Origin of the sequence: Stenotrophomonas sp. PD6 (assembly GCF_049199305.1) — a bacterium.
Taxonomy (GTDB): Bacteria; Pseudomonadota; Gammaproteobacteria; order Xanthomonadales; family Xanthomonadaceae; genus Stenotrophomonas.
In genome coordinates this window covers 396644-408606 of the sequence record NZ_JBLZQD010000001.1, presented here as the reverse complement: position 1 = coordinate 408606, position 11963 = coordinate 396644, and the positions used below count along the sequence as shown (strand labels likewise).

Annotated in this window: 7 protein-coding genes; 5 read left to right on the top strand and 2 right to left on the bottom strand. The window is 68.8% G+C overall.

Annotated features, from left to right (window positions below; all coding sequences use genetic code 11):
* Window positions 1–2: 2 nt before the first annotated feature.
* Window positions 3–668: a DUF3348 domain-containing protein gene (locus tag ACOZHM_RS01595; protein WP_421567197.1), complete on the bottom strand. Its 666-nt coding sequence runs from the start codon at window positions 666–668 to the stop codon at window positions 3–5.
* Window positions 669–863: 195 nt separating this feature from the next.
* Here ACOZHM_RS01595 and ACOZHM_RS01590 point away from each other — a divergent pair, with 195 nt between their 5' ends.
* The 5 genes from ACOZHM_RS01590 to ACOZHM_RS01570 all read left to right on the top strand — a co-directional run bounded on the left by ACOZHM_RS01590 (window position 864) and on the right by ACOZHM_RS01570 (window position 11162).
* Complete coding sequence (locus tag ACOZHM_RS01590; protein WP_421567196.1) at window positions 864–1274, top strand: host attachment protein; 411 nt, start codon at window positions 864–866, stop codon at window positions 1272–1274.
* A gap of 6 nt (window positions 1275–1280) precedes the next feature.
* Complete coding sequence (locus tag ACOZHM_RS01585) at window positions 1281–1604, top strand: thioredoxin family protein (RefSeq protein WP_421567195.1); 324 nt, start codon at window positions 1281–1283, stop codon at window positions 1602–1604.
* A 313-nt stretch (window positions 1605–1917) separates the two neighbouring features.
* The gene (gene proP / locus ACOZHM_RS01580) at window positions 1918–3405 is read left to right on the top strand and encodes a glycine betaine/L-proline transporter ProP (protein ID WP_421567194.1); all 1488 of its coding nucleotides are present in this window, start codon (window positions 1918–1920) and stop codon (window positions 3403–3405) included.
* Window positions 3406–3623: 218 nt separating this feature from the next.
* Window positions 3624–5966, top strand: coding sequence for a GH92 family glycosyl hydrolase (locus ACOZHM_RS01575; RefSeq protein ID WP_421567193.1), 2343 nt, complete (start codon window positions 3624–3626; stop codon window positions 5964–5966).
* Between the two features lie 150 nt (window positions 5967–6116).
* The gene (locus tag ACOZHM_RS01570) at window positions 6117–11162 is read left to right on the top strand and encodes an autotransporter outer membrane beta-barrel domain-containing protein (protein WP_421567192.1); all 5046 of its coding nucleotides are present in this window, start codon (window positions 6117–6119) and stop codon (window positions 11160–11162) included.
* Window positions 11163–11177: 15 nt separating this feature from the next.
* On the opposite strand, the gene ACOZHM_RS01565 is transcribed toward ACOZHM_RS01570, so the two are convergent.
* Window positions 11178–11918 carry an SOS response-associated peptidase gene (locus ACOZHM_RS01565; RefSeq protein ID WP_421567191.1) on the bottom strand — a complete coding sequence of 247 codons (741 nt, stop codon included), beginning with the start codon at window positions 11916–11918 and terminating at the stop codon, window positions 11178–11180.
* Window positions 11919–11963: the final 45 nt, after the last annotated feature.

Below are 11963 nucleotides of genomic sequence, written 5' to 3'. Positions count from 1 at the left end.
GGTTAGTGGGGGCGAAGCGCTGCAAGCAGGCCTTCGATGGGGTGAAAACGAACATCCAGCTCCGCCAGCAGCACGGCCTGCATGTCCTTCCTGAATATCTGCAGCCAGGCGCTGTCGGGATCGACATCGCTGCTGCCACTGTCCTCGCGCAGGCGCTCGAAATGCGCGCCCAGCAGCGCCGGCACGCTTGCCAGCAACTGCTGCTCGCGCGGGCTCAGCGCCTGTTCCATCACCGCATCCACCTCGGCCAGCCGCGGCAGCTCGCCCGGTCCGGCGGCCAGCTGGTCGCGCAGCAGGCCGCGCAGGCGGCCGGTGGCGGTCAGCATGGCGCGCTGCACGTTCAGGCAACGCTGCCGGTAGGCCATCGCATCCACCGGAACCGGCTTGCCGGCCGGCGTTGGCTGATGGATGGTCTCGACCAGCGCGGCGCGCACCCGTTCACACTCCAGTGCGAGCCCATCCACGGCCGACGGCGCGTCGTCCGCCGGTGCCGGCAGGCGGCCGTCGAGCGCGCGCGACAACGCCACCGCCCGGGTCCAGTCGATCCACTGACTGAGCCGATCGGACAGGTCGGGGCCGGTGCGCGGGGCAGCGCGGTCGGCCAGCGCCGCCAGCAACCGTATGAACGGCGGGCCGGGGACAGGCGTGCGGTGCGGCTTTTTCGCCATGGTTCCGGTCAAAACAGCGAATTTTACACCGGAATGACAGCCGACCTGCCTGAACGTCCTGGCGAGCCGGCCCGCCGCGCTTGTCCCGCCGCATCCACACGGTGTGAACACGCCCGTATGCATCGCGCTTACATCCGTTTGCCTACGGTGGGGGCGGGCCAAGACATCGCCCGTTTTTTCCACAAGGAGTCAATCATGCAGCAGATCCCCGCAGGTACCCTGGTCGTCGTGGCAGACGGCGGCTCGGCCCGCGTCTTCACCAACGTAGGCGATGGACGCACGCTGCAGCTCAAGCAGCACGAGGAACTGCAGATTCAGGACATCAGCGCGCAGGGCGTGTCCGGCCAGGGCCCGTCCGGCGCGGTGCCCAAGGACATGAGCATCTCCCAGCTCAACGAGGCCACCTTCGCCAAGCAGCTCGCGCAGCAGTTGAACGAAGATGCGCTCAAGAATGCTTATAGCCACCTCATCCTCATCGCCGACCCCAAGACGCTGGGCCACATCCGCCCGCAGCTGCACAAGGAAGTGGAATCGCGCCTGCTGCGCGACGTCGCCAAGGACCTGACCAACGCACCGCTGGAAGACATCCAGCGCGCCTTGAGCTGAGCCGCCATGGCCTACACCCGCGACTACGCCGCACAGGAACCGGCACGCCCGGCGATCGACGCGCACGCCGGTTGGCTGCTGCTGGAGTTCGGCGCGCCGTGGTGCCCGCACTGTGTCGGTGCGCAACCGGTGGTGGAGCAGTGGCAGGCCGAACATGCGACCGACCACATCAAGATCGAGGACGGCAAGGGGCGCCCGCTGGGGCGCTCCTTCCGCGTCACGTTGTGGCCCACACTGATTCTGTTGCACAACGGAGAAGAAGTCGCGCGCGTGGTGCGGCCGCGTGAAGCGGACGATCTGCTCGCGTTGACGGCGTTGCGCGAACGCTGAGACGCCATGAAAAACGGCGCCTTGAAAACAGGCAAAAACCCGCATGAAACGCAGCGTTTCCACGTGATCCTGGTCTGAAAAAGGCTCGAAAAGCGCGCATGTGCTAACATGCATCGCTTGATCGTTGCCTCGGGCCATCGCCCGCCTCACGGTCATCCATCCTGCAGCGTCGCTGTGTCCACGCGGCCGTCCGGGATCGTCTGTTGATGCCCCTTCTTCGCGCATCGTGCCGCGTTCTTACGGAGGCGGTTGCTTTCCCGTGCCTTGCGCGGGGCCTCGGGCGTTGCGGTGACCACGCTCCCAGGAGAAGCAGATGCAGGACCTGCATGCCGCACACGCCCATTTCGGCTGGTTCAAACGCCGCCGCCAGATGAAGGTGGATGAAGTCACCGTCGTCGACCGCCCCATGCTCAAGAAAGCAGTGGGTGCCGCAGCGCTCGGCAACGCGATGGAGTGGTTCGACTTCGGTGTGTACGGCTACCTCGCCGTGACGCTGGGGCAGGTGTTCTTTCCCGCCAGCAGCCCCACCGCGCAGCTGATCGCCACGTTCGCCACGTTTACCGTTGCCTTCCTGGTGCGCCCGCTTGGCGGCCTCGTGTTCGGCCCGCTCGGCGACCGTTACGGGCGGCAGAAGGTGCTGGCCTTCACCATGATCCTGATGGCGCTGGGCACCTTCAGCATCGGCCTGATTCCGTCCTACGCGAGCATCGGCATGTGGGCACCTGCGCTGCTGTTGCTGGCGCGGCTGGTACAGGGCTTCTCCACCGGCGGCGAGTACGGCGGTGCGGCCACCTTCATCGCCGAGTACTCCACCGACCGCAACCGCGGCCTGATGGGCAGCTGGCTGGAATTCGGCACGCTGGGCGGTTACATCGCCGGTGCGGCCACGGTGACCGCACTGCACATGTTGCTGAGCAGCACCCAGATGCTGGAGTGGGGCTGGCGCATTCCGTTCCTGGTCGCCGGCCCGTTGGGCCTGCTCGGCCTGTACATGCGCATGAAGCTGGAGGAGACCCCGGCATTCCGTGCCTATGCTGAGGAAGCGGAGAAGCGCGATCACGAGCGCCCCGGTCTGGGCGCACTGCTGCGCGTGCATTGGCCGCAGCTGCTCAAGTGCGTGGGCCTGGTGCTGGTGTTCAACGTCACCGACTACATGCTGCTCACCTACATGCCCAGCTACCTCAGCGTGACCATGGGCTATGCCGAGAGCAAGGGGCTGCTGCTGATCATCATCGTGATGCTGGTGATGATGCCGCTCAACGTGGTGGGCGGGTTGTTCAGTGACCGCCTCGGCCGCCGGCCGATGATCATCGGTGCGTGCATCGCGCTGTTCGCGCTGGCCATTCCGTGCCTGCTGCTGGTGGGCAGCGGCAACGACTGGCTGATCTTCCTTGGCCTCATGCTGTTGGGGCTGGCGCTGGTGTGCTTCACCAGTTCGATGCCATCCACGTTGCCGGCGCTGTTCTACACGCCGGTGCGCTACAGCGCGCTGTCCATCGCGTTCAACGTGTCGGTCTCGCTGTTCGGCGGCACCACGCCGCTGGTCACCGCGTGGCTGGTGCAGCGCACCGGCGACCCGCTGGTGCCGGCGTACTACCTGATGGGCGCCGCGGTCATCGGCATCATCACCATGCTGTTCGTCAACGAGACCGCCAACCTGCCGCTGCGCGGCTCCCCGCCGGCCGTGGCCAGCGAAGCCGAAGCCCACGCCCTGCTGCGCAGCGACGAACCGGTCACCGTAGACGCCACCCAACCCACGCTGCCCGAAACGGCGGCACCAAGCGAACCCAAACCCGCGTAGTGCCACGCCGCGCCTTGTGACCGACGGGCGCCGGTCGGTGTCGCGCGTCGCCACGCGCCCGGATCTGGCCGCGTCGCCACGGGGCACGGATGTATGCGTGGCAACCGCAGCCAACCTGAGAACGTTCGGACCCCGCGTCGGCGACCCCCGCGCCGCAACATGCGGCGCGGGGACAACCAATGCTAGGATCGGTTCACCTTGAATCGATCTAAATCCATATGAGCAGAGCGGGGAAGTCGGGCTGGGCGGCACTGGCCATGGGTGCAATGCTGGTAGCAGGAGGCGCCTCAGGCGCCCCACAAAGCGCAGGCGAACGGGCCTACGCGGCAGTGGACCCGTTCATCGGCACCGGCGGCGAAGGCCACACCTATCCCGGCGCCACGGTGCCGTTCGGCATGGTCCAGCTCAGTCCCGACACCCGCATCCAGCCGCGCGAAAAGGCCTACGGCTGGGCGGCGGGCTACCGCTACGACGACACCAGCATCGTCGGTTTCTCGCACACCCACTTCTCGGGCAGCGGTCATTCCGACCTGGGCGACGTGCTGGTGATGCCGTTCACCGGCGACCCGGGGCTGGAGCGCGGCGATCCGGAGAAGCCGCGCAGCGGCTATGCGTCGCGCTTCGACCACAAGGACGAAAAGGCGGAACCCGGCTACTACGCCGTCACGCTGCAGGACTACAAGGTCCGCGCCGAACTGACCGCCAGCGCCCGCACCGGCGTGCACCGCTATACCTACCCGAAGGGCGAGTCGGCCAAGCTGCTGCTCGACCTGCGCACCAGCCTGTATGACTACCCGGGCAAGATCCTGTGGTCGCGCCTGCGCCTGCGCGAGGACGGCACCGTCACCGGCTTCCGCGAAACCCGCGGCTGGGCGCCGGGGCGGCAGCTGTATTTCGCCATGCGCTTCTCGCGTCCGCTCACCGGCCACGCGCTGCACAATACCGAAACCGACATCGCCTACAAGGGCTTCCCGCCGCCGGGGCAGAACAACCCGGAACAGCGCCCGCAGATCGAAGGGCGCCAGTTGGTCGGTACGTTCGAATTCGGCAAGCTCGATGCGCCGCTGGTGGTGAGCGTGGCGATCTCCCCGGTGAGCGAGGCTGGCGCCATCGCCAACCTCGATGCCGAGGCGAAGGATCAGAATTTCGACCGCGTGCGCGCCGATGCGCGCACGCAGTGGCAGCAGGCGCTGTCTGTGCTGGACATCGACGCCCCCGCGCATGACCGTCGCAGCGCGTACACTGCGCTGTACCACAGCCTGCTCGGCCCGACGCTGTTCATGGACAGCGACGGCCAGTACCGAGGCTCCGACAACGCCGTGCACCGCGCCGAGGGCTACACCAACTACTCCACGTTCTCGCTGTGGGACACCTACCGGGCGCTGCATCCGCTGCTGACCCTGGTGCAGCCGGAAAAGCGCACCAGCGACATGGTCAATTCGCTGCTGGCCCACCAGCACAACAGCGCCTACGGCATGCTGCCGGTGTGGGCGTTCCATGGCCAGGAAACCTGGTGCATGATCGGCTACCACGCCGTGCCGGTGATCGCCGACGCCTACGTCAAGGGCATCCGCGGCTTCGACGCCGACAAGGCGCTGCAGGCCATGGTCGCCACCGCCAACTACGGCCCGTACGACGGCATCGCGCAGTACCGCGAGCTGGGCTGGGTGCCGATCGACGAAGAGGGCGAAGCGGCCAGCAAGACGCTGGAATATGCCTTCGACGACTGGACCATCGCGCGCATGGCCACGGCCATGGGCAAGACCGACATCGCGACCACGTTTGACAAGCGTGCCGGCAACTGGCGCCACGCCTTCGATGCCGAGACCGGCTTCATGCGCGCGCGCAAGCGTGACGGCAGCTTCCGCACGCCGTTCGATCCCAGCGCCAGCGGTTACGGCACCGACTACACCGAAGGCAACGCGTGGCAGTACTCCTGGTACGTGCCGCAGGACGTGGCCGGCCTGGCCAACGCGCACGGGGGCGCCGACAAGCTGCTGGCCCGCCTGGACGCGGTGTTCGAGGCCAAGGTGGACCCGTCCATCTTCGAGCACATGGAAGACATCACCGGCCTGATCGGCTGGTATGCGCACGGCAACGAGCCCAGCCACCATGTGGCCTACCTGTATTCGTACGCCGGTCAGCCGTGGCGTACCCAGGCGCGGCTGAAGCAGATCATGGACACCCAGTACGCCGACCGTCCCGACGGCCTGGCGGGCAACGACGACCTGGGCCAGATGTCGGCGTGGTACGTGTTCACCGCGCTGGGCTTCTACCCGGTGGCACCGGGCAGCGCCGAGTACATCATCGGCCGTCCGTTCCTGCCCAAGGCGGTGCTGAATCTGCCCAACGGCAAGACCTTCAGCGTTACCACCGACGGCATGGGCAAGGGCCACGAATACGTGGGTTCGGTGACGCTCAACGGTAAACCGCTCAACCGCACCTTCCTGCGCCACGCCGAGATCCTGGCGGGCGGCGAGCTGCACTTCACGCTGCAGGCCGAGCCCAACAAGGCCTGGCCGGGGCAGGGCGCGGAACAGCCGTATTCCATGTCGCACTGAATGCGATGAAGAACACGCGGCGCGTGCAATGCGCGCCGCGAACTGTGGCATGCGGCTGAACAACCTTTACGCCGCGTAGACCTCGAACCTGCCAGATAGGGGCACAGGCATGGACGCTTGTTCCATGCGCCCCCCGAAAGGAGTTCGAGCATGCGCCGCATCACCGACCGCAGTTCCGCAGCCTCCCGTTTTTCCACGCCGCCCGCGCGGCACCTCCTGTCTTCGGCCGTCGCGGCGCTGTTGTTCGGCGCCGTGCTGCTGCCGGTTGCACATGCCGACGGCGGCAAGGGCGGCTGTGTGCCGACCACGGGCTGCACCGGTTCGCCGGGCGGCACGCCGGACGCGTCCGACGGTGACGACGGCGCGGACTCCAGCAACGGCTCGGGCGGCAATGGCGCCGGTGGCGGCAGCGTCGATGCAACCACGGGCGCCGGTGGCAACGGCGGCACCGGTGGCGATGGCGCGGCCAATGGCGGTGGTGGCGGCAACGGCGCCGCGGGCCAGGCCGGTTCCGGCGGCGCAGGCCAGGGCGGTTCCGTCGGCGGTAACGGCGGCAATGGCGGGCAGAACACGGGCGGCACCGTGGAATCCGGTGCCGGCGGCGGTGGCGGCGGCGGCGGTGGGGTAGGCACGCTGCTCTCTGGCGGCGCGACCAATACCGGCATCATCACCGGCGGCGCGGGCGGCAATGGCGGCGGGGCCGGTGGCAACGGTGGCAACGGAACCGGCAACGGTGGCTCGGGCGGCGGCGGTGGCGAGGGCGGTGGTGGCGTATTGCTGACCGCGCCGGCCACGTTTGAAAACACCGGACAGGTCATCGGCGGCAACGGCGGCAATGGCGGCGGCGCCGGCAGTCCCAACGGCACCGGCGATGGCAGTGCCGTGGTGGCGGGCGAAGGTGGACAAGGCGGTGCCGGCGGCGCCGGTGTGCTCAGCACCAGCGGCGGCACCGTGATCAACGCTGGCGGCGCGCGGATCGTGGGCGGCAATGGCGCCAATGGCGGCGGTGCCGGCTCGGCCACCAGTACCGCACCGGCCGGGGTCATCACCGTGGGCGGCTGGGGCGGCGATGCCGGCGTCGGCGGGCGCGGCGTGTTCCTCAGCGGTGGCAGCATCGTGCAGAACCTGGGCGAGATCGTGGGCGGCAATGGCGGCAACGGCGAGAACGGCGGCTTCGGCAACGGCGCAGGCGCTGTGGAAAGTGGCGGCGGCGGGGTCGGCGGCAATGGTGGCGAGGGCGCGTGGATCGACGGTTCCGGCAGCCTCGACAACGCGTTCGGCGGAAGCATCCGTGGCGGCGATGGCGGCACCGGTGGCGGCGGCAGCACGCTCAACAGCAGCGGCACCAACACCATCACCGGTGGCGAAGGTGCGGCCGGCGGTGCCGGCGGCGTCGGCGTGGTGCTGGTCGGCGGCGGTACGGTCAGCAATGCCGGCAGCATCACCGGTGGCAATGGCAACCGCAGCGGCGGCGGCAGCAACGCCACCGGTGGCGGCACCGCGGGCGACGCCGGTGTCGGCGGCGATGGTATCGCGCTCAACGGCGGCGGCAGCGTCACCAACACGGTCAGCGGGGTAGTGCAGGGCGGCAACGGCGGCAACAACAGCGTCGGTGGTGGCGGGGTGGGCGGCGTCGGCGGCAATGGCATTTCGTTGAACAATGGCGGCGATGTCGGCAACGCCGGGCAGGTGCGGGGCGGCGGCGGCGGCGCCGGCGCCAACGCGACGACCACCGACGGCGACGGCGGTGGCGGCAGCGATGGCGGCAACGGTGTGCTGATCACCGGCAGCGGCGACGTCACCAATGCGGCCGGGGCCTCGATCACCGGCGGCGACGGCAACACCGGCGGCGGCAGCAGTGGCACCGGCATCGGCGGTGCGGGCGGCGGCGGTGGCAGTGGCGTGCTGGTCACCGGCGGCGGCAACATGCGCAACGACGGCGCGGTCACCGGCGGCAACGGCAACCGTGGCGGTGGCGGCGGCGGGGGTGTAGGCGGCGAAGGCGGCGCGGGCGTCGAAGTCGACAACGGCGGCGTGCTGGTCAACACCGGCACCGTCGTCGGCGGCAACGGTGGCGAGGGTGGCACGGCAGGCAGCGGGGGTGGGGCCGGTGCCGGCGGTGGCGGCGGTGTGGGCGTGATCGGCGAGAACATGCAGCTGGTCAACAGCGGCAGCATCACCGGCGGCCTGAGCGGCGATGGTGGTACCCGTGCCGATGCGATTCTGTTCATCGGCGGCGTCAACTCGCTGGAGTTGCAGGCCGGGTCCGCGATTTCGGGGATCGTGGATGGCAGCGCAGGCGACAGCACCCTCATTCTTGGCGGCGCGGCGGACAGTGCGTTCGATGCGGGGTCCATTGGAGATACCGCCCAGTACCGCGGCTTTGCGGCCTTCCACAAGACCGGCTCCAGCACCTGGACCTTGAGTGGTGCCGCCAATGGCGTGACGCCATGGACGCTCTACGACGGCGTGCTCGCCATCGATGCCGAGGCCGCACTGGGCGATCCGGCCGGCGCCCTCACCTTTGATGGCGGCACGCTGCGCCTGGATGCAGCTTTCGATCCGGATGCAAGCCGCGACGTGGTCCTGGACAGTGGCGGTGGCAGCATCGACACGCAGGCGTTCACCAGCACCTGGGGCAACACCCTCACCGGCGACGGCGCGTTGACCAAGCTGGGCAGCGGCACGCTGGTATTGACCGGCGACAACGACTACCAGGGCGGAACCACCGTCAGTGCCGGCACCCTGCAGCTCGGCGATGGGGGCACTACGGGCAGCATCGTCGGGGACATCGTCGACAACGGCATGCTGGTCTTCGACCGCAGCGACGTGCTGACGGTGGATGGCCTGATCAGCGGCAGCGGAAGCGTCAGCCAGATCGGCGACGGCACCACGGTGCTGACGGCGGACAACACCTACGTCGGCGGCACCACCATCAGTGCCGGCACGCTGCAGTTGGGCGATGGCGGCACCACCGGCAGCATCGTCGGCGACATCACCGACAACGGCACACTGGTGTTCAACCGCAGCAGTACGTTCGCTGTAGGCGGCGTGATCAGCGGCAGCGGCGACGTCATCCAGGAGGGCGCCGGCACCACCGTGTTGACCGGCACCAATACCTACACCGGCGGCACCACCATCAACGACGGCACGCTGCAGCTCGGTGACGGCGGCAGCACCGGCAGCGTGCTGGGCGACATCGAGGATGACGGCAGCCTGGTGTTCAACCGCAACAACCTGCTTACGGTGGCGGGCGTCATCAGCGGCTCCGGTACGGTGACGCAGATGGGCAGCGGCACCACCGCGCTGACCGGTACCAATACGTACACCGGCGGCACCACCATCAGCGCCGGCACCCTGCAGCTGGGCAATGGCGGCAGCACCGGCAGCGTGGTGGGCGACATTGCCGACAACGGCAACCTGGTCTTCAACCGCAACAACCTGTTCGCCATCGACGGCGTGATCAGCGGCAGCGGCACGGTGGCACAGGTCGGCAGCGGGACCACCGTTCTGAACGCACTCAACCCCTATACCGGTGCAACCATCGTCGGCGCGGGCACCCTCGCCGTGGGCGATGCAGCGCACCGGGGTGCACGTCTGGCCGGGGGCGGGCCGGTCAGCGTGGCTGCGGCGGCGACGTTCGGCGGCTACGGCGGCACGGCGGGCGATGTGGATAACCGCGGCACGCTGGCGGTGGCCGATGCGGTCACCTCGTTCAACGGAGGCGGTGGCGGGCAGTTCGTCGTCGGCGGCACGCTGGTCAATAGCGGCTTGGCACAGGTGAGTGGGGCAGCGGTGGGCAACCGCTTGGTGGCGGGCAGCTACATCGGCCAGAGTGGACGAGTGGCCTTGAACACGGTGCTCAATGGCGATGGTTCCGCCTCGGACCGGCTGGTGATCGACGGCGGCACGGCCGGTGGGCAGTCCGCGCTGCTGATCGCCAATATGGGCGGGCGCGGTGCAACCACGCCCGGCAACGGCATCCTGGTGGTGGAGGCGCTCAACGGTGCCAGCAGCGCCGCGCAGGCCTTCGCACTGGGCAACCGAGCAGAAGCCGGCCCGTATCTGTACACGCTGTACCAGGGCGCTCGCGATGGGTCCGCGCCACAGTCGTGGTACCTGCGCTCGCAGAACACCAACCCGCCGACCACCACCACGCCGCCCCCCGTCGTGCCGCCGACCGGTCCGGCGATCGACCCGGTCGTGCCGGACTACCGCCCAGAGGTATCGCTGTATACCGCGCTGCCGTCGGTAGCATTGAACTACGGCACGTCGCTGATCGGCACGCTGCACGAACGTGTGGGCGAGCAGGAGCAGCTGCGTGAGCCGGCGCCCACGACCGGCTGGGGCGGGCACGGCGCCTGGGTTCGGGTGCTGGGCCAGGACGGCGAGTGGAACGCAGGCCGGGGCGGCATCTACGCCGATGGCCCAACATTCGACGACGACATGTTCGCCGTGCAGGCGGGTACCGATCTGTATCGCGGCGGCACCGACGCGGGGCGACGCGACTTCGCGGGCGTGACGGCGTCCACCGGGCGCGGGCATGCCAGTGTGCGCAACTTCGACGATACCCACGCTGGCACGGACCGTTTCGACGCGGTGTCGCTGGGCGCGTTCTGGACGACGTACGCGGCCAACAATGCCTACCTGGACGCGGTTCTGCAGGCAACGTGGTACGACGCGAAGGCGCGCTCGGACCATGGCGCGGTGTTGGACACCGATGGCTTCGGCATCGCGTTGTCGCTTGAAGGGGGCTATCCGTTCCAGCTCGATTCCGGCTGGTCGCTCACGCCGCAGGCGCAGATGATCTATCAATCCCTGCGCATGGACGACGCCGGCGACGCGGTCTCCAGCGTGCACTTCGATGATGCCGACGCGCTGACCGCGCGGGCGGGCGCGCGCCTGAGCCGCGACCATGCTTTGTCTGGGGGCACGCAACCGCGGATGCTGACCAGCTGGCTGGTCGCCAACCTCTGGCATGAGTTCCGTTCCGATGCCAGGATCTCGTTCGATTCGGCTGACGGCCCGGTGCCGTTCCACTCGGATCTGTCCGGCACGTGGTGGGAGCTCGGCGTGGGTGTCAGCGCGCAGTTGGGCGCGCGCACCAGTGCGTACGCCACTGCCGGGTACCAGAAGGCGTTCGGAGAGGGTGTGCAGGCACTGGGCGCTTCCGTCGGCCTGCGCTGGAACTGGTAAGCGTGCTGGAGCACCTCAACGGTCGTTGTCGTCGTCCTGGTCCCAGCCATCGCCGTCGCCGTGTTCCGGCGATGGCGGCACGGTGTCCAGATCGGGATCGACGGGCTCCAGCAGCGTGTAGTCATCGCGCTTGAGATCGCGGAAGGCACGCCCGACCGGGTAAGCCTCCAGTGCGGGCGAGCGCACCCTCAGCGAGGCAGGCGTGTTGGCGGCACCGGAAAGCCATGCCAATGCCAGCTCGGCGGGCAGGAATACCGGCCCATCTGGTGTCAGCGGTTTGGGAATGGCGCGGTTGGGCGCGGTGAGCACGCTGAAGGAGTCCATCGCGTGGCCTTCGCCGTCCTCCCAGTGCTCCCAGAGGCCGGCCGCCAGCAGGGCGAGACCATCGCGTCGCTGCACGAACAGCGGCCACGGCGGCCGGCGCTGCCGGTCCAGCTTGTAGTACCCGGTCATCGGGATCACGCAGGGGCGCTCGGCCCATGCCTTGGCGAAGATGCGGCTGCCGGGCGCCCGATCCAGTCGGGCGGTGACCGTGGTGTACGGCGTATCAGGCGTCTTCGACCAGCGCGGCACCAGGCCCCAGACCATGTCGGTCACGATCAGCTCGCCATCGGCATTGCGGGCCAGCACCGATGCCGTGGCGCCCTTGCCGATGTTGTAGCGGTCCGGGGCTGCGGCCACGGCGCTGGCGAGCTCGCGCGGCAGTCCTTCAGGGACCGACTCCGGTTCGGCAATGGCTTGGGCAAAGCGACGCATGCCGGCAGCGTAGAATGGGAGGCGTGAGCATGCGGTTGAGCGGCG